General features: G+C 41.2%; 13 protein-coding genes and 1 riboswitch. Of the genes, 8 read left to right on the forward strand and 5 right to left on the reverse strand.

What is annotated here, in order from left to right:
• Positions 1 to 104: 104 nt before the first annotated feature.
• The 3 genes from PAARA_RS12555 to PAARA_RS12565 all read left to right on the forward strand — a co-directional run bounded on the left by PAARA_RS12555 (position 105) and on the right by PAARA_RS12565 (position 6,083).
• Positions 105 to 1,277: an efflux RND transporter periplasmic adaptor subunit gene (locus PAARA_RS12555; RefSeq protein WP_062569354.1), complete on the forward strand. Its 1,173-nt coding sequence runs from the start codon at positions 105 to 107 to the stop codon at positions 1,275 to 1,277.
• Positions 1,278 to 1,281: 4 nt separating this feature from the next.
• Positions 1,282 to 4,434, forward strand: coding sequence for an efflux RND transporter permease subunit (locus tag PAARA_RS12560; protein ID WP_062569355.1), 3,153 nt, complete (start codon positions 1,282 to 1,284; stop codon positions 4,432 to 4,434).
• Positions 4,435 to 4,640: 206 nt separating this feature from the next.
• Positions 4,641 to 6,083, forward strand: a complete 1,443-nt coding sequence (locus PAARA_RS12565) for a serine hydrolase domain-containing protein (RefSeq protein WP_062569356.1) — start codon at positions 4,641 to 4,643, stop codon at positions 6,081 to 6,083.
• A gap of 33 nt (positions 6,084 to 6,116) precedes the next feature.
• Here the strand turns inward: PAARA_RS12565 and ribB are convergent, their stop codons facing one another.
• On the reverse strand, positions 6,117 to 6,770 hold the full coding sequence (ribB, locus tag PAARA_RS12570; protein WP_167346342.1) for a 3,4-dihydroxy-2-butanone-4-phosphate synthase: 654 nt from the start codon (positions 6,768 to 6,770) through the stop codon (positions 6,117 to 6,119).
• 106 nt (positions 6,771 to 6,876) lie between these two features.
• A riboswitch (FMN riboswitch) is annotated at positions 6,877 to 7,027 on the reverse strand.
• A 47-nt stretch (positions 7,028 to 7,074) separates the two neighbouring features.
• Positions 7,075 to 8,013, reverse strand: coding sequence for a LysR family transcriptional regulator (locus PAARA_RS12575; protein ID WP_062569357.1), 939 nt, complete (start codon positions 8,011 to 8,013; stop codon positions 7,075 to 7,077).
• Positions 8,014 to 8,115: 102 nt separating this feature from the next.
• Between PAARA_RS12575 and PAARA_RS12580 the strand changes: the two genes are divergently transcribed.
• Positions 8,116 to 8,772: a nitroreductase family protein gene (locus PAARA_RS12580; RefSeq protein WP_062569358.1), complete on the forward strand. Its 657-nt coding sequence runs from the start codon at positions 8,116 to 8,118 to the stop codon at positions 8,770 to 8,772.
• A 69-nt stretch (positions 8,773 to 8,841) separates the two neighbouring features.
• Here the strand turns inward: PAARA_RS12580 and PAARA_RS12585 are convergent, their stop codons facing one another.
• Positions 8,842 to 10,245: a DEAD/DEAH box helicase gene (locus tag PAARA_RS12585; protein WP_062569359.1), complete on the reverse strand. Its 1,404-nt coding sequence runs from the start codon at positions 10,243 to 10,245 to the stop codon at positions 8,842 to 8,844.
• A 407-nt stretch (positions 10,246 to 10,652) separates the two neighbouring features.
• Between PAARA_RS12585 and aldA the strand changes: the two genes are divergently transcribed.
• Positions 10,653 to 12,092: an aldehyde dehydrogenase gene (gene aldA, locus PAARA_RS12590; RefSeq protein ID WP_062569360.1), complete on the forward strand. Its 1,440-nt coding sequence runs from the start codon at positions 10,653 to 10,655 to the stop codon at positions 12,090 to 12,092.
• Between the two features lie 79 nt (positions 12,093 to 12,171).
• Here aldA and PAARA_RS12595 read toward each other — a convergent pair whose 3' ends face one another.
• A complete protein-coding gene (locus PAARA_RS12595) occupies positions 12,172 to 13,374 on the reverse strand; it encodes a hypothetical protein (protein ID WP_062569361.1) in 1,203 nt (400 codons plus the stop codon).
• Between the two features lie 210 nt (positions 13,375 to 13,584).
• Entirely contained in the window at positions 13,585 to 15,564 is a 1,980-nt protein-coding gene (locus PAARA_RS12600; RefSeq protein ID WP_062569362.1) for a sigma-54-dependent Fis family transcriptional regulator, read from the reverse strand.
• Between the two features lie 467 nt (positions 15,565 to 16,031).
• Here PAARA_RS12600 and PAARA_RS12605 point away from each other — a divergent pair, with 467 nt between their 5' ends.
• The 3 genes from PAARA_RS12605 (at position 16,032) to PAARA_RS12615 (ending at position 19,039) form a co-directional block, all read left to right on the forward strand.
• Positions 16,032 to 17,819, forward strand: coding sequence for a PQQ-dependent dehydrogenase, methanol/ethanol family (locus tag PAARA_RS12605; RefSeq protein ID WP_083515314.1), 1,788 nt, complete (start codon positions 16,032 to 16,034; stop codon positions 17,817 to 17,819).
• A gap of 86 nt (positions 17,820 to 17,905) precedes the next feature.
• A complete protein-coding gene (locus tag PAARA_RS12610) occupies positions 17,906 to 18,565 on the forward strand; it encodes a QcrA and Rieske domain-containing protein (protein WP_062569363.1) in 660 nt (219 codons plus the stop codon).
• Positions 18,566 to 18,577: 12 nt separating this feature from the next.
• Positions 18,578 to 19,039 (forward strand): hypothetical protein, encoded by a 462-nt coding sequence (locus PAARA_RS12615; RefSeq protein WP_062569364.1) that lies wholly within the window; start codon positions 18,578 to 18,580, stop codon positions 19,037 to 19,039.
• Positions 19,040 to 19,041 lie beyond the last annotated feature (2 nt).

The following is a 19,041-nucleotide window of genomic DNA, read 5'->3' on the forward strand; positions in this document are numbered from 1 at the left end:
GTGCAATGCTTTGTTACATCTTCAAACGCCTTGTAAACACTTTATTGCGTATGCTTAGCCTATCAAGTTTATTTTAATTACCGTCAACCGTGAGGGACTATCCCGTGGCTAGTAAAAAACAAATCATTCTTCCTATCGCCGTATTAGTCGGTGGCCTAGGAATGGCTTTTGCGTTTGCTTCGATGAAGCAAGCGCCGGTCGAAAAACCAGAACAAGACAACCGTCCGCTTGTATCAATAAAACCATTGAACTTTGATGCTATTACGCTCGATGTAAAATCACATGGAATTGTGAAGCCAAAAAACCACACGGAGTTAGTCGCACAAGTCAGTGGCCAAGTTGTGTCACTGTCTGAGCAATTTGTACAAGGTGGATTTGTTAAGCAAGGCGACATTCTAGCACGTATTGATCCAAATGATTACGAAGCAGCACTAATCGAAGCAGAAGCCGGCCTTGCTCAAGCAAGTTCGGCCCTTGAAATTGAACGTGCGCAGGTATCTGTAGCGCAAGCTGAATGGGATCGCATCAAAGGTGACTCAAACCAAGTTATTCCGTCAAAGTTATATTTACGCAAACCTCAGCTTGCTGAAAAATTAGCAAGCTACCGCGCTGCACAAGCGAGTGTAAAACGTGCAAAACGTAATTTAGAGCGCACTTACATTAAAGCACCTTATGATGCCATTATCGACGAGCGATTAATTAGCTTAGGCAGTGTGGTAAACCCTGGCAGTAGCTTTGGTAGCTTAAGCTCAACCTCTATAGCAGAGGTTCGTCTTCCAGTTGCTGATAAAGACTTGCAATATCTAAACAACCAAGGCATTGGTGCAAATGTGTCAATCAGTGCTGAATTTGCAGGTAAACAAACAACATGGCAAGCAACTATTGTTCGCAGCGAAGGTGTTGTTGACCAACGTAGCCGTATGAACTACTTAGTTGCTCAAGTCGCAACGCCTTATGAGCAAAAGCAACCTTTACGCTTTGGCTCTTATATTAATGCGACGATTGAAGGCCGTGCCCTCGATAACGCGATTGTCGTACCGCACCACTTAGTTAAAGATAAAAAAGTCGCTGTACTACAAGATGGCGAAACACTGACATTCAAAACGCTGAATATCGTGCGTGAGCAAAATGGCATGGTGATCGCCGATAATGGCTTGGCTAATGGTGAAAAGTTAATTACCTCTGCACTTGAGTACCCCACAGAAGGCATGGCTGTAAAACTCGATAACGCTGAATTGAGTGTACCGACAACACAATTAGCACTTAAAGAGGAATAAGGCCATGACCACACACAGAGAAAAAGGCCTGATAGCGTGGTTTGCTCGTAACCCTGTTGCGGCAAACCTGCTGATGATTTTCATCTTAGTGGGCGGCTTGCTTACTGCGATGTCAGTTCGAAAACAAATGTTTCCACAATTCGAAAGTAATTGGATCAGCATTCAAGCAATTTACCCAGGTGCTGCGCCACAAGAGGTTGAAGAAGGTATTACCATTAAGGTCGAGGAGTCTTTAGAAGGGCTCGAAGGCATAAAGCGTTTAATCACTTATTCAAATCGTGGCTTTTCACAAGCATGGGTCGAAATAGAAGAAAAATACGACCCGCAAGAAGTGCTTGATGAAATCAAGATGCAGGTGGATTCAATAAACACCTTCCCTGCCGAGATGGAACGCCCAATTGTTCGCCGCGACAAGTTTGAGCAAGAGGTTATGATCCTTGCGCTGTATGGCGATATGAGCAACTACCAACTCAAAGAGCTAGGCAATGATATAAAAGACGAGCTACAAGCTTTACCGCAAATCAACTTAGTCAACTTTTATAGTGGTTTAAACTACGAAATTGGCATTGAAATTAGCCCTGATAAACTACGCGAATATGGTTTAACTTTCCGTGATATCGCAACCGCAGTGCGTAGTTTCTCAGCGAATATGTCCGCAGGTCAAATTCGCTCTGAAAATGGTTATATTTCGATGCGAGTTGAAAACCAAGCGTATCGTGGTAAAGAGTTCGAAAACCTGCCTTTATTACACCTACCAGATGGCGCGCAAGTATTACTAGGCGACGTGGCAACGATTAATGATGGCTTTGAAGAAGGCTTACAATATTCTAAGTACAATGGCAAAAACTCACTAGCATTCGAAATAAATGCTTCCAAAGATCAAGATATAACCAAAGTTGCCGCTGTTCTTAAAAAATACCTTGCAGATAAAGCCCCACAATTACCTGCTGGTGTAAGACTATCGCCTATTGTTGATTTAACTTACTACCTTGAAGGTCGTCTGAACATGATGATCGACAACATGGTTTGGGGTGGTATTTTAGTTATGGTAGTACTTGCCCTATTCTTACCATTACGCTTAGCATTTTGGGTCATGATGGGTCTGCCTGTTTCATTCCTTGGTGCATTTTTAATGATGCCTTTGGGCTTTTTAGATATCACCATCAACTTAGCCTCTTTATTTGCATTCATACTGGTGTTGGGAATTGTGGTTGATGATGCCATTGTAGTCGGTGAATCGGCCAGTGCTGAAATTGAAAAACACGGCCACAGCCTTGATAACGTAGTACGTGGCGTTAAACGCGTTGCCATTCCTGCCACCTTTGGTGTGCTAACCACAATTGCAGCCTTCTTACCACAAACACTCGCATCAGGCCCAGGGTCTGCCTTCTCTAAAGCCATTGGTGGTGTGATTATCCTGTGCTTAATCTTCTCTTTGATTGAGTCAAAACTGATTTTACCTGCTCACTTAGCAGCAATGAAAAATAAACCAGCGAATCCTAAAAACCCGTTACATCGATTACGTTTAGGTATGGATAATGGTTTAAAAAGTTTTATTGATAATTACTACACACCATTTATTGGTCACTGCATACACTACCGTTATACCGTGATCGTAGGCTTTATATGTGTATTGATTGTCAGCGGCGGTATGTTTGCAGGTGGATTAGTAAAATTTGTGGCGAACCCTAAGATCCCACATGATTTTCCACGAATTTCTATAGAAATGAACTTGTCATCTTCTGAACAAGCAACTCTTGAGACAGCTCAAACTATTGAAAAACTAATTTTAGATGTCGATAAGCAACTTGAAGAGCAATATGGTCAAGCGATGATCCGCGACTTATCAGTTAGTTTGCGCGGTCGTACAAGTGCACGCATTATGGCTATTTTAGTTGAACCGGACTTACGCCCTATTGATACCTTCCAATTAAGTGCAATGTGGCGTGAGCAAATGCCGCCTCTGCCTGGCGTGAAAACATTAAACATTGAAGACAGTATCATGAATGGCGGTCGTGATGATGGCGATGTTAGCTTCCGCTTAGAAGGTAAAGATATCAACAAGTTAAAAGAAGTGGCCGCTAAACTAAAAGAAAAGCTTAATGGTATGCAAGGTGTCGGTGATGTTAATGACTCACTGCAATCAGCAACCGATGAAGTACAACTTGAGCTTAAACCGCTAGCTTACAGTCTTGGTTTAACATTATCAGACGTTGCATCACAAGTCAGCTTTAGCTACTACGGTCTTGAAGCACAACGTATTTTACGTGACGGTGAAGAGATTAAAGTGATGATCCGCTACCCTCGTGAATCTCGTAACGCGGTAAGTGACATCACAGATGCACGGATCATTACACCAACCGGTGTAGAAGTTCCTCTTGCAGAAGTCGCAAAAGTAAATATTGTTGATGGTGTAAACCGTATTCGTCGTGAAAACGCCAAACGTACTGTAAACGTATGGGCCGCAGTTAACACAGACCAAGCAGAACCATTTGCCATTGCGAAAGAAATCCGCGATGAATACTTACCTAGCCTACTGAAAAGCTACCCTGGAGTTGAAAGTAACGTAGCCGGTCGCATTCAAGAAGAAATGGACAGCGTTGCAGAGCAAATACGTGATTTTGCTTTATCAATGCTGATTATCTTTGCATTGTTAGCCATTCCACTGCGTTCATATTCACAGCCGTTCATTATTATGTCGGTGATCCCTTTTGGTGTGATAGGTGCCATGTTCGGTCACATGATTTTAGGCATGACCATGAGTAGCCTATCGGTATTCGGTATCATCGCTGTTGCTGGTGTGGTGGTGAATGACTCGCTGGTTATGGTTGATTTTGTTAATAAAGCGCGCGCCGAAGGAGTTGCGATAAAAGAAGCTGTCATGCAAGCAGGTGCTCGTCGTTTTAGAGCAATACTACTTACTTCAATTACCACATTTATCGGTGTCTTACCGATTATAATGGAAACAAGCTTACAAGCGAAAATTGTCATCCCTATGGCGGTTTCACTCGCTTTTGGTGTGTTGTTCGCCACGGTGATCACACTTATCTTAATTCCATGTCAGTACGTGGCGCTGGAAGACTTTAAGCGCTTAATTAGCAAGTTAAAAGGTAAAAAGGCTGCACCTGAAGCTGAGTTACATACAAGCAGTCACTAACCTTTCTCATCCCAACCTAAAACGCTTGGTAAGTTTCTTGCCAAGCGTTTTGTCATATAAAGAGAAATAAATGCGACATAACACCAAAACTCAGGTACGGTATAAAAGTTAATCAATCGTATAGTAAAAAACACTTTCAATAGATGAAAAACAAGGAGTTAAACCTAAAAAATAAAATAGAACAATAATCACAACAAGGGAAAAAAATGAAAACATTAGAGAACTATTTAAAGCCATTAATGCTGGTATCTGTATTACTCTTTGCAAACCTTGCTTTTAGTAAAGAAAAAGCACAGCAAATGGCTGACTTTATTCAAGAGTTTCATAATTATAAACAGTTTAATGGTAACGTCTTAGTTGCTAAAGAAGGCAAAATACTTTTTGAAAAAAGTTATGGTTATGCCAACTTCGAATGGGATATAAAACATAGCAAAAACAGTAAGTTTAGGATTGGCTCAATTACAAAACAATTCACAGCGATGCTAATTCTACAACTAGCTCAACAAGGCAAACTCAAGCTTGACGAACCATTAGCAACCTACCTACCCGATTATAGGCAAGATTCCGCTAAGAAAATAACTATCCGTCAAATACTTAACCATACATCAGGTCTTGGTAATTACACACAAACAAAAGACTTTGGCGAAAAATACAGCAGAAACCCATATAGTGTTGATCAGTTTATTCGTCTGTTATGTAGTGATGATTTAGTGTTTGAGCCTGGCACCCAATTTCGCTATAGCAACTCAGGCTATTTTATTTTAGGGGCAGTCATCGAAAAAATAACAGGGAAACGCTACCAAGATGTCTTGCAGGAAAATATTCTAACACCACTCAATATGGCTAATACAGGCTACGATTCACACAGTAAAATTATAAAATATCGTGCATCGGGTTATGCTAATGACTTAGCAGGTTATAGCAACACTGACTATCTAGATATGTCCATTCCTTATGCTGCAGGTGCAATGTACTCAACCGCACGTGATTTAGTAAAATGGGATCAAGCTCTTTACTCTAACCAACTGTTGAATGCTGAATATAAAAAGCAAATGTACCAAGTATCTAACCAACGAGATTATGCACTCGGCTGGGAGGTTAAAAAGTTAGATAAAGATCAATATGGTAAAGCGTTGACTCAAATACAGCATGGCGGTGGTATTAATGGCTTTAATGCGTTTATTAGCCGAGTTATTGAAGATAAACTCCTAATCGTTATTTTAAATAACACAGGTGGTGCACCATTAACCCCCATGACTAATGGGCTTCTCAATATTTATTACGAAAAGCCTTATGAAGCGGCTACTGAGCATGCTGATAGCATACTATACAAAGCACTTAAGGATGGCGGTATTGCTGCACTAAAAGAAAAATATGCAGAGCTCGTCACTCATCATAAAACGCCTCGTGAGCGAACGATTAATTACTTTGGCTATGAATTAATGCAAATGAATAAATTAAATGCAGCGGTGGCAGTATTTGAACTCAATAGTCAGCATTATCCCGACTCTGCCAATACCCATGACAGCCTAGGTGAAGCCTATTTAGCTGTTGGGGAAAAGCAAAAAGCGCTCATCAGTTATAAAAGAGCCCTTGAGTTAGATCCTGAAAGTGAAAGTGCAAAAAACGCTATTAAGCAACTTCAATAGAGACGAAGCCACCGTAAGTGGCTTCTTTTAATTTTAGCACGCCTGTTTTTGATTAAGCTCGATATAGGCTACCAAGTCTTCAATCGAGACGACAGGCATAGCGTGCTCAATGGCAAACGTGCTTACCTCTGGTAAGCGAGCCATTGAGCCATCTGGGTTTGTTAACTCACAAATAACTCCAAAAGGCGCTAAACCCGCTAGCTGCATTAAATCGACTGACGCCTCGGTATGACCTCTACGAACAAGCACCCCGCCTGTTTGCGCACGTAAACCAAACACATGGCCTGGACGAGATAAATCTTCTGGTTTTGCTTTTTCTGCTGTGGCTGCTTTAATTGTGGTGACACGATCAGCCGCTGACACGCCTGTTGTCACGCCCGTTTTGGCTTCAATAGTGACAGTATACGCAGTTTTGTTCTGACTGGTGTTATGCTCAACCATTTGCGGTAAGTCGAGCTGTTTGACACGCTCATCGCCCATGCAAAGACACACAATACCGCTGCCTTCACGGATCATCATAGCCATTTGCTCGGTTGTTAGGTGCTGTGCTGAATACACAAAATCACCTTCATTTTCACGGTTTTCGTCATCTACCACAAGCACGCCCTCACCTTGCTGCAATGCAGCAATAGCACGTTCAACGCGTTCAAGTGGTTCGCCGAACTGGCTTAGTAAAGAAGACTGAATCATCATTTTTAATACCTATTAAATTAAATATGAAAAGATTCAGGACATTGAAAGGCACAGCAAAAAAGACCACCCGAGGGCAGCCAATTACTGTTTTATAGATTAACTATATTCTCTTTCATCCGGACTATCACCGTCGGCTCTGGCCTCTCACCAGATCTGCTGACCTTCAACCAAAGGTTAAAGCGCTCGCGGGCTCACTTAACATCGTTAAGTATACCGCCGGTGGGGAATTTCACCCCGCCCTGAGAATGTTGCTTAATCATAAAGACAAATAAGCCCAGTTATTCTATACTTAAAATAATTAGTTATCGAGTACCTGCTTATCTAAAATGCCTTTTTCAATCAGTTGATTGAGAATCGCCTTCGTTTTTTCTCGACATATATCTCTCACTAAACGAACAGCAGGTGTGATTGATTGCCTGCTTGGGCAAATTAACCAAAGCTCTGCACAAAGGTGCGGGTAATTTTGCATAATAGGTACGACCCGCCCTGTTAATAAATCATCACTGATATCTATGCATGATTTCACAGCAAGGCCTTTACCGGCCACGCACCAACGCCTTACTAGGTCACCATCATTAGACGCACGGCGGCCTTGCATTTTCACCTTAAAACGCTCGGTTCCGTTGGTAAATTCCCAGACATTATTGATGATATCTTGCAGTTGATAAAATAGGCCTTGATGCAGATTTAATTCATCGGGATGTATCGGCGCGCCATATTCAGCAATATACTCTGGTGTTGCACATAACAGCCTTGGCACATTACATATTTTAAACCCATATAGATTTGAGTCTGATGGTGAGCCATACCTAAGCGCAAAATCAACGGAGTCACGATAAAAATCGACATTACTATCACTGATGTGCGGTCGCATGCTGAGTTTGGGATACTCATCCAAAAGCTCATCTAACCAAGGGATAATAATATTGCGTCCCAAATCAGAAGAAAGTGCAACCCTTAGTTCTCCTTCTATTTCATCATGCTCGCCTTTTAGCGCAAGTGTTGCCTGCTCAAGTGTCGCCAATGCTTGTTGGCATTGCGGTAAAAAACGCTCTCCCGCGGCTGATAATCTTAAGTGACGAGTGGTACGAACAAAAAGCTCTGCGCCAAGGGCTGCCTCTACTCGCTTTATTGCAGCACTCGCCGTCGCAGCGCGCATATCTAACTTAGCCGAAGCTCGGGTTATACTACGAAACTCCGCCACCTTGAGGACTAATTTGAGATCTTCAACCTGCATATTAACTAAAATTTTTTGATAATGTTTATTTGATTATGCGCTTTATCGTAAAGTATGCAAAGCGTACACTGCATCTAATGTTATACATGCGGGAGCAATTACATGACACACCCTATTATTTCTGACTTACAACGCCGTTATACAAGTAAACGCTACGATGCATCAAAACACGTTAGCCAAGAAGATTTAAACATTATTTTAGAAGCGTTACGTTTATCGCCTTCATCAATAAATTCTCAACCTTGGAAATTTGTTGTCATTGAGTCTGAGCAAGCAAAGCAACGCCTTCACGATAGTTTTGCTAATAAGTTTCAATTTAATCAGGTGCATGCTAAAGCGGCATCACACACCATTTTATTTGCCTATAATCCAAGCTATAAACGTGAAGATTATGAAAAAGTCATTGATGCTGATATCGCTAACGGCCGTACTAAAGCAGACAATAAAGAGCAAGCCTTTGGGGCGTTTGCCTTTGTCGATTTAAACACCGATGAACAAGGTAATAATGCTGCGTGGACAAAGTCACAAACTTACATTGCTTTGGGTAATACTATGCACACTGTGGCCCGTTTAGGTATTGATTCAACGCCGATGGAAGGTGTTGATAAAGAGCTATTGAGTGAGTTATTCGCTGATGAGTTAGACGGGTATGTTTGTGAAGTAGCCCTTGCTATCGGCTACCATGAACCTGAACAAGATTACAACGCGGCATTACCAAAATCACGATTAGATAAAAATGCAGTGATTAAAGTAATTTAATAACCCTTTTAATACCTTGAATTAATACCTTGAAGTGAGTTGAAGTTCACTTCAAGGTTCATCGTCATATTATTCGCCAGTCGACTTTTTACGAGAATGTGCAGTGCCTGACACGCGTGTTCGCTTGTTAAAAGGTTTTTTACTTTGAGTTTTAGCCGCAAATGACTTTCCACCTGCTGGTTTATTTGTGCCTTGTTGCCCTTTATTTTGCTGTGGCCGCTTTGCCGTTTTAGGTTTTGGCTTTTGTGTTTGCTCTTGATCTGGGCTTTTCGGCTTTTTTGGTTTCTTTGGTTTTTTAGGCTTTATTGGTCGTGTATCAAGTGGTCTTTCTGCAACAGGCTTAGTTGGCTCAAAACCCGACTCTGTAGCACGCGGAATTAATTGCCCAATAAAACGTTCAATACCATAAAGGTCATCTGCATCATCAGCGGTTACAAATGAAATTGCATGTCCCGACGCGCCAGCTCTACCCGTTCGACCAATACGATGAACATAATCTTCATATACATTTGGTAAGTCGTAGTTAACTACATGAGGTAGCTCAACAATATCTAAGCCTCGTGCCACGATATCAGTGGCAACTAATACTCTTACATCACCACTTTTGAAACCTTCAAGTGCTTTAACACGCGCCCCTTGGGACTTATTACCATGTATAGCTGCACCACTGATATCATCGCGCTCAAGTTGCTTAACCAAACGATTAGCGCCGTGTTTCGTACGACTAAACACCAACACCTGTTGCCAATCATTGGCGCGAATTAAGTGGCTTAGCAAAGCTGTTTTTCTTGATTTATCAACAGCATAAACTGATTGCGTCACTGTTTTTGCAGTGGTATTTTTTGCTGCAACTGAAATTTCTACCGGATCGTTAATTAAACCCTTTGCCAGCGCACGGATTTCATCTGAGAAGGTCGCAGAAAACATCAGGTTTTGACGCTCTACAGGTAATTTAGCAATGATGCGCTTAATATCATGAATAAACCCCATATCGAGCATACGGTCTGCTTCGTCGAGGATAAGCACTTCTAAATCATCAAATTTAATCGCATTTTGGTTATGTAAATCCAACAAGCGACCTGGAGTGGCGACAAGAATATCAACGCCTTTGCGTAAACGCATCATTTGCGGATTAATTTTAACACCGCCGTAAACAACAAATGAGCTTACATTTGAATGCTTAGCGTACTGCTCGACGTTTTCGCTCACTTGTAAAGCAAGCTCTCGTGTTGGAGCCAGAACAAGTGCACGCGCACGGTTTGCACCTGCTTTTTTACCCTTTGTTAATAACTCAATGAGTGGCAATGTAAAACCTGCTGTTTTACCCGTTCCTGTTTGCGCTGCTGCCATAACATCACGGCCAGCAATAATTGCAGGAATTGCCTGTGTTTGAATAGGCGTAGGTGTTTCATAACCTTTTTCTAAAACCGCATCAACTAAAGACTGTGATAATCCTAAGCCATCAAAACTCATAGTGTCTCTCAAATTCAAAAAATCAGCTGAATTGCCGAAGTGCGCGCATTATACCTAGGATAGTCAATAATGCATGGAATTATTTTATTAAAGGGAATTTGGGCACGAAAGTAGCTTTAGCATCTGAGGCACAAATTTAGGGCTGCACTCCTTGTGTATTTTTCCAAAGGTAATGTGAAACAAATGCTACATGTGCAGTGCTACACCTGCTGCAAGGTGTATCTTTGTGAATCGGTGAAGTCCTCACTAGGCTATTATAAAAAACTCTAAAAATCATATAGTTGAAGTTACTAACACAAAATAATTAAACATGGTGCGCAGATTGCTGAATGCCCTTTGCACGACACAACCGTTTTAGCTAAATCCATGTGTCAGAAGCTTTTTTATCTAATTTAAGAGAATCACCTATGTCTAATATTCCAGTATATCAAAATTATATCAATGGCCAGTTTGTGCAGCATTCAGCCAACTATATTGAAGTAATGAACCCTGCTAACGGAGACGTATTATCTAAAGTTCCCAGCGCAGACAAGGTTGAAGTAGAACAAGCCATCAATGCAGCAAAACAAGCACAACCAGCGTGGGCAAGTAGACCCGCAATTGAGCGTGCGCAATACCTTCATAAAATTGCTGAAAAAATACGGCAAAACATTGATCGGCTCGCGCTTGTGATAACCCAAGAACAGGGTAAAGTATTGAGCCTAGCGAGGGTAGAAGTCAACTTCACTGCCGACTACCTCGATTATATGGCTAGTTGGGCTAGACATATCGAAGGCGAGATAATTACCAGTGATAGAAAAGGAGAAAATATTTTTCTATTCAGAAAGCCGCTAGGTGTTGTTGCCGGTATCTTACCTTGGAATTTCCCCTTTTTTCTCATTGTAAGGAAGATGGCACCCGCTTTAATTACTGGGAATACCATTGTCATCAAACCGAGTGAAGAAACCCCCAATAACTGCTTTGAATTCACCCAGCTCCTCGATGAAGTTGGTTTACCTCAAGGTGTGTTTAATGTGGTATGCGGATCAGGGCGAAATGTTGGCCAAGCTCTTTCCTCTAGTGAAGATATAAACATGATTAGCTTTACAGGGAGTGTAGAAACGGGCTCTGTTATTATGTCTGCCGCAGCAAAAAATATCACTAAAGTAAACTTAGAGCTTGGGGGGAAAGCCCCCGCAATTGTTCTTGATGATGCCAATATAGATCTTGCTGTAAGTGCCATCAAAGCATCACGTATAACTAACACAGGACAAGTATGTAATTGCGCCGAGCTTGTTTATGTACACGCGAAGGTTGCTGATGAGTTTATTAGAAAAATATCCGATGCAATGGCATCAACACGTTATGGCGACCCACAACTAGACCCTGATATCGAAATGGGCCCGCTGGTTAATAAATCTTGCTTAAATAAAGTAGCCAGTATGGTTGAACAAGCTATTGCAGAGGGTGCAAAAGTGGCAACTGGCGCAAAGGTAGCCGACACCGACAGTGGCTACCATTACCAACCCACTGTGTTGGTTAACTGCCATGCCGATATGGAAATTATGCGCAAAGAGATTTTTGGTCCTGTACTGCCCATTCAAATCGTTAGCAGTTTAGAAGAAGCCATTGAACTTGCAAACTCACTAGAATACGGACTCACTTCTTCTGTCTATACTCAAAGCCTTAACCAAGCTATGCGTGCCATAGAATTACTTAATTATGGTGAAACCTATATAAATAGAGAAAACTTTGAAGCTATACAAGGCTTCCATGCAGGTACCAGAAAATCAGGAATTGGTGGCGCTGATGGCAAACACGGTTTGTATGAATTTACGCAAACACACGTCGTGTATATGCAGAACTAATCTAAGTTAATTTATCAAAAAATAAAGCCGCAACACATGTTGCGGCTAATACGGAATCATTAAAGCCATTCACTTAAGCTTAAAAGCTAACTGATGCTTCGACAATAACACCATCCCATTCTGTACCGTCGCCAACCCCAAATAACGCCGTTCCTCCCCCTGAAAATTGTTCTTCTTCCTGTCTAACATACTCTAATTTGAATAAGGTGGAATCATTCATCCACCAGCCTCCTCCAACTTGGAGTCGAGTCGCGGTATTATTATTGTTGATATTGCCACTTTCGTTGTCAGACTCAGCATAGCGAGCGGCTAGATAAAAATGCTTGTTAAAAGTATATCGACCCTCAATAGACCAAAATTGCATTTCTGACTCTTGCTCAATGTAACTAGTCTGAAAACTACCCTGCCCATTAGCCCAACTAACATCGTCCTCGGCTCGACCATACAAAGCATGCAGTAAAATAGAGTCAGTCATGTATTGAATGTCAGCTTGCCATATAAACGCATCTACCCCAGGCACAATGAGAGGATGTGTAGCTCGTGCATTAGGGGCTGTGCTGGCAAACTGATAATTATCACCGTCGCCAACCGCAATTAACGACCCCGCAGATTTGCCTGTAACCGCACTTATTTCATGATTGGTAGAAAAAACACCTGCGCCAAACGATAGGCCATTAGCTAAATTATAAGTACCACGTAAGCCAAGGTTGTACCCCCGATTATCTGAAAAATCTGCAAAAAAATCAGGTACTGAAATAGTTCCATCCCAAGTTACTGTACTGCCATTATTTAATTCATGTACACCATAAAACCAGATACCTTCTTCGGCAGTGATCATATCAACAAGACTATTTCCCACAAACGGATTAGTTTGCACTGATGCGCCATCGGAATAACGCAAAAAGTTTTGTGTGGTCGAAACAACATTACCAAGCCTCACACCTACATTTTGATTAATCTGGTATTGGATCCACGCTAAATCTTGACTGATACTCGCGCTGCCATCATTCCAATCATTTGGCTCTTCAGCAAGCTCAGCAAAAATAGAAAGTTGCTCCGTGACTTGTGCATTGATATTGAGGCCAAATCGTAAGCGATGAAACCCTGAGTCAGTTTTAGCATTGCCTGGATCTGCGGCCGCCCCTTCAACTTCCATCCCAGTTTGCCAACTTTGCATAATGCCACCAGACAATTCAATTCGGTCTAGCCACTTTTCTGCACTCATAGCGCTAAAACAAGCTAAACTCAACGACGTTGCTACTGCTATTTTATTTAATTTCATTATTATGTTTCCCTTATGAAGTGTACTTCGAACATAAGGGATGGCAAAGACTATGCCATTGAAATAAAAACAAACAACAAATTGATTTTAAAGTATTTTTTACTTTAAACACATTGAAGCGTATTCAGTTTAATTCCTTAAAATCAAACTAATGTCGCAGGTCAATTGTCACATTTTGCTACATACATCGACAGCAAACAAAAACCACTTTTAGCAAGCATTATTAGGCTGAACAATCTTATACTTTTCCATTTTTCTATACACTGTAGAACGGCACACATTAAGCTCTTCAGAAACAGACGTTATATTCCAACGATGTTTTTTAAGCGTTTCAATTAGTAACTGCTCTTCATGGCAGGCAGTAAATTTAGCTAAGGCTTTTTCCTTTTTAAAAGAGCCCGCCGTTTTATGATCTGTAAGTGAAGAAAAGTGTTCGATTAAATCATCTGGAAAGCAATTAATGGTTATTTCAGCTCCTTCACACACAGCTACCGCATACTTAATTACGCTGATCAGTTGTCTTATATTGCCAGGCCAAAAATAAGATTCGAGCGCTCTTTTTGCATCATCGGCTATGCTTAAACCATGCACCGCCATGCACTCTCGTTCGAGTATGTTATCAATAATAAACGATTTATCAGACCGTTCTCGAAGTGCTGGTAACTTTAAAACCATACCGTTAAGACGATAATAAAAATCCTCTCTAAACTCTTTTAATTCAATAAGTGTTTTTAGATCTTGGTGTGTTGCAGAAATCACTTGTAAATCTAATGCGATAGGCTCAATCCCCCCAAGAGGCATAGTTTCGCGCTCAGCTAAAACTCGTAATAGCCGAGTTTGAAGTTGTACCGGCATATCACCTATTTCATCTAAGAAAAGTGTGCCGCCATTTGCCTGCTCAAGCTTACCTTTCATACCTTTTTTGTGTGCCCCCGTAAAGCTACCGCCGAGATAACCAAACAGCTCACTTTCTATTAATGTTTCAGGTATCGCGGCACAGTTTAGCGCCACAAATGCTTTATCAGCACGAGGACTCGATTCATGAATAGCGCGCGCAAACGCCTCTTTGCCTGTTCCTGTCTCACCGGTAATCATAATAGGTATGTCTTTATCAGCGACCAAAAGTGCTCGACGAACAAGCTGCTGCATAGAGGCATCTTCACCATTCAATTCATTAATCGGCGGATGTTTAGTGAATGTTTTACTCTGCACTTTTGGCTCTGCTTGTGCCAATGGCAATGCCTTACTTTTTGGCACCTTTAAGGTTATTTCGACGTTTTCTGACAGCAATGGAAGTTGCACATTAACCGCATTATTTCCTCCATTTGTTTTACTTAATAAACTATCAAGAGACAAACCAATAAATTGCTCAACATTAATACCTAGCAACGATTGATGCGATTGAAAATGAGACATAAAACAAAAAAATGCCGCGTGATTTGCACCAATAATTGTACCTTTCTCATTAATCGCGATGAGTTGCTCTTGGGTGATATCAAAAAAACTTTCAGCCGACTTTATACTTAATATAAGTTGGTTTTTATAGCTTGTATGCAAATAGCTATTTTCAATCATGCGCCCATATAACATCACCATTTTGAGTGTCATGAGCTGATGGTGCTTATTTTGGTCAGCGCCAATACACGACGCGTTTAAGCAACCTAGCAACTCTCCCATGGGATCAAAAATAGGTGTAACGGAGCAACTTAACTCTTTATGACTTGCATAAAAATGTTCAGCCTTATGAATGATCAAAGGGGCTTTTTCAATAAGACATGTGCCAATACCATTTGTACCTACTTGGTTTTCAGCCCACCTTGCACCAATAAGTAGGCCTGATTGCTTACTCAAACTTTCCTCTTGAGTAGATAAACTCGTTGCTAAGGTTAAGCCTGTGGCATCAGTTAAAATTGCAGAGTAACCTACATCAGCAATACGATTAGCTAAACCAACAAGGCCGCATTTCCCCGTATTTAAAAAGGTCTCTCTGAGCTGGAGTTGCGATCGCATTTCGCTGGAAGAAAGCACCTCAACTTCATTAAACGCATAAGGGTCTAAGCCATAATTGAGCAAACTTCGCTTCCATGATCGCGCGATATATTTAGATGGTTGAATGTTACGTAGTTGAAATTCTGTGGACATAAACGACTGAGCACTACTAACGTCCATAGGGTGTGGAGTGTGTTTCATCACCTTGCTACTCCGTTCTATTGTTGTCGGGCAATTTAAGTAGCAGCATTAGGCTGGAACTATAAAAGCCTCAGTCTTTGTTTCTAAAACTATCACAGAAATTTAATCTAACAATACGCCTTTTACCCTATTTTAATTTTGATTCATGATAATTTTGCAATACAAAAACATGTCTCTCGGTTAAAAAAGCCGCTCACATTGATTTATTTTTGAGACAAGTGTCAAACTCTTAGCATCCTCTCTTCAGGTTATAAATTTTTCTTTATTTAGGTGTCTCATTGTTGCATGCATGTTGCGACACCTGTTTCTCTTTTCATACGGAAACATACACTCAAGAACAACCAAAATAAAAATATCGATTAAATATCAATTGGTTACCAACATTAAAATTACTAAAAACTGTTGGCATATAATTTGGTACTAAGGTCATTCAAACTAAAACACCTTCAGAGGTTACAATGAAAAAAATGACAAATTTGAATCTGACTTACCTAAATTGCTGTTTAATATTCACTGGGATGTTGATCAACACACACGCATCAGCGGCCAGTTTAACTAAGCTCACAAAAGAAATTAAAAACTATAAACCAGTTACGCAAAAAAGGCTGAATGAAGCAGACCCAAAAGACTGGCTACTACCCAAAGGCAATTATGAAGGATGGATGTATAGCAAGCTGACGCAAATAAACAAAAAGAATGTTAAGTCTTTAAAGCCAGTATGGACGTACTCAACAAACTTAGATTCTGGTCACGAAGCCCCTGCCCAAGTAAACAATGGCGTTATGTTTGTTTCTACGCCTTACAATCATGTAATTGCGTTAGACGCTAAAACAGGGCAAGTTTTTTGGCGCTATACGCACGATAACCCTTATGACTTATCTGTTATGCACAATACTAGCCGCGGCATCGCTCTGTGGGATGATAAGGTTTACGTAGCAGGACTTGATGGCACGTTAAATGCCCTTGATGCAAAAACCGGTGAGCGAGTATGCCAAGCACAAATCGGCGACTGGAGCACAGGTGCGTATATCACCTCTGCACCCACACCTGTAAAGGGCAAGATTCTTGTGGGTCCCTCTGGCGGTGAATATGGTGTCCGTGGTTTTTTGGAAGCTATGGACGCTAAAACATGTAAACAAGCATGGCGCACATACAGTGTACCAGGCCCTGGAGAGGCAGGACACGAAACGTGGAAAAAAGAAGGTAAACGCCCAGATGCATGGAAGTATGGTGGTGGCAGCATGTGGATGCCAGGTAACTATGATCCAGAAGCGGACGTACTTTATTGGGGAGTAGGTAACGGTTCACCTTGGTTAGGTGATCAACGCCCAGGGGACAATTTATACGTTGCCTCCTCCATTGCTATGAACCCTGACAGTGGCAAAATTGTTGGTCATTTCCAATATCATCACAATGACTCATGGGATTGGGCAGCGATGAATGCGCCTATGCTCGTTAATTTCAAAAAAGGTAATAAGACGGTTAAAGGCTTAGTCTCTCCCCAGCGTAATGGTTATTTATATTGGCTAGAACGTAGCAATAAGGGGAAAATTAGCTATGTCGAAGGACAACCGTTTGTAAAAAATAACGCATTTAAATCATTAGATAAAGAAACTGGACGTCCTACTTATGATTACAAACATGTGCCCGTAACAGGCAAGCGCGTTGATTATTGCCCAAGTCTATGGGGCGGGAAAAACTGGCCATATGAAGCCTATAACCCCGAAACAGGCATCATCTACGTTCCTGCCAACAACAATCTTTGTAATTCTTTTATTGGTAAATTTCAAGATGATGTTGAACCTGCTTCAGGACAGTTCTGGGCTGGTATCGACATACCCGATCTAGATGTTTACCTAGACAATCCTAAAAAAGGAGTTGGTCAACTACAAGCGTGGAATATCAATACACGTAAAAAAGTTTGGCAACATGACTTTGGCAAAACCATGAATTGGGGCTCTGTACTATCCACTGCTGGTGGCATTGTATTTAATGCAGGCACGAACGATCGTATTTTACGCGCGTTTGATTCACAAACTGGCGATGTGCTGTGGGAGTTCCCTCTTAACTCGACAGCTATTGCCCCACCAGTGAGCTATGAAGTCGATGGGAAGCAATACATTGCCATTACCGCAGGTTACGGTGTGGATGCACATTGGACAAACAGCGTGCTGGCAGAGAAAGATAAATCAGGCGAGTGGATTGCTGATGTACCTGAAGGTGGCGTGATTTGGGTATTCGCTTTACCCAATTAATTTACCAACTAAGCGAAAAGCCCGCATGCTTTTCGCTTTCACGTATTACTAGCTAAGGCGCTAATTTTATAAAATAAAGGTACCTCATGACACAAAATGCATCTTCAAAGAAAATCATCGATTTGCCATGCACACAGAAAACTAACGATGACGATTTAGCTCAAAACCACCCCGACAATTATTTTCGTCGTGATTTTGTAAAATATCTCGCTATCGCCATCCCAATAGTTAATCTGCCTTTAAGCACTGGGGTAAATGCAACCACTAAACCTGAAAGACGTCCTCCCCAAGCAGGAGATCGACTCACTTACTTTCAAAAATCAAAACGTGGGCAGATTATTAAGCTGTCGGATTTAAAAGAATTAGACAAACCTCTGCTGGTTGTTCCTTTCGATGTTGAAAATAATGTGGTTAAAGATGGCTCTCGCTACAACCAAATACTGCTTCAAAAGTTACCCAGTGAATTACTCTCAGCAGCAACAAAAAAACTTTCAGACCAAGGTGTTATCGCTTATTCAGCAATTTGCACACATGCCGGTTGCCCTGTCACCGGGTGGATGGCTGATGAAAAAAACTACATGTGCCCTTGTCACCAATCTGTTTTTAATCCTAAAGATAGCGGCGTGGTTGTGTCAGGTCCTGCTACACGAGGGTTACCTGCAATTGGGCTAAAAATTGAAGCCGATGAAATTATCCTAACCAATACATTTAATAGCTGGATTGGTTTTGGCAAAAGACCCAAATAATGGAGAAGCGTCATGAATATTCAAAAAAATTTACTCAATTTAACAACCCTAATTATCACTATTTTAATGCCGATGAAAGTGCTTGGTGCGGCTAAACCTATAACCGGTGTGAGCTGCCAAGAAGGCTTTTATATTCTTACACCAGATAAACATATCCATTGGATAAGGGATCAACAAAAAGAGCGCACGCTTGTTTATTCTGAAGGTGACGATATTTATGCCATGGCTGAATGTGGCACAGGCGTAATAACAGTATTTGAAAACAAACAGTTGCAAACACCCCACTATAGCGCTTATTACAGTCCTAACTGTAGGAATATTGGCGTAGAAGTAGGTGAAACAAAAAGCATTTATCAAGGCGAAGTTAAAATAAATCACATACAAGCAACACCTAAAAGCCTAAAAATACGCCTTGCTAACAATGCACTTTTTAGTAGTAATAGCTGTACTGATCTTGTGATGCAAAGCGAGTAAGC

This window comes from Pseudoalteromonas arabiensis (genome assembly GCF_001550155.1).
Lineage (GTDB): Bacteria > Pseudomonadota > Gammaproteobacteria > Enterobacterales > Alteromonadaceae > Pseudoalteromonas > Pseudoalteromonas arabiensis.

Bases quoted from the DNA above. Each gene is read 5' to 3' on its own strand.
- PAARA_RS12560 (WP_062569355.1), top strand. From the start codon at position 1,282: ATGACCACACACAGAGAAAAAGGCCTGATAGCGTGGTTTGCTCGTAAC.
- PAARA_RS12565 (WP_062569356.1), top strand. From the start codon at position 4,641: ATGAAAACATTAGAGAACTATTTAAAGCCATTAATGCTGGTATCTGTA.
- PAARA_RS12575 (WP_062569357.1), bottom strand. From the start codon at position 8,013: ATGCAGGTTGAAGATCTCAAATTAGTCCTCAAGGTGGCGGAGTTTCGT.
- PAARA_RS12580 (WP_062569358.1), top strand. From the start codon at position 8,116: ATGACACACCCTATTATTTCTGACTTACAACGCCGTTATACAAGTAAA.
- PAARA_RS12585 (WP_062569359.1), bottom strand. From the start codon at position 10,245: ATGAGTTTTGATGGCTTAGGATTATCACAGTCTTTAGTTGATGCGGTT.
- aldA (WP_062569360.1), top strand. From the start codon at position 10,653: ATGTCTAATATTCCAGTATATCAAAATTATATCAATGGCCAGTTTGTG.
- PAARA_RS12595 (WP_062569361.1), bottom strand. From the start codon at position 13,374: ATGAAATTAAATAAAATAGCAGTAGCAACGTCGTTGAGTTTAGCTTGT.
- PAARA_RS12600 (WP_062569362.1), bottom strand. From the start codon at position 15,564: ATGAAACACACTCCACACCCTATGGACGTTAGTAGTGCTCAGTCGTTT.
- PAARA_RS12605 (WP_083515314.1), top strand. From the start codon at position 16,032: ATGACAAATTTGAATCTGACTTACCTAAATTGCTGTTTAATATTCACT.
- PAARA_RS12610 (WP_062569363.1), top strand. From the start codon at position 17,906: ATGACACAAAATGCATCTTCAAAGAAAATCATCGATTTGCCATGCACA.
- PAARA_RS12615 (WP_062569364.1), top strand. From the start codon at position 18,578: ATGAATATTCAAAAAAATTTACTCAATTTAACAACCCTAATTATCACT.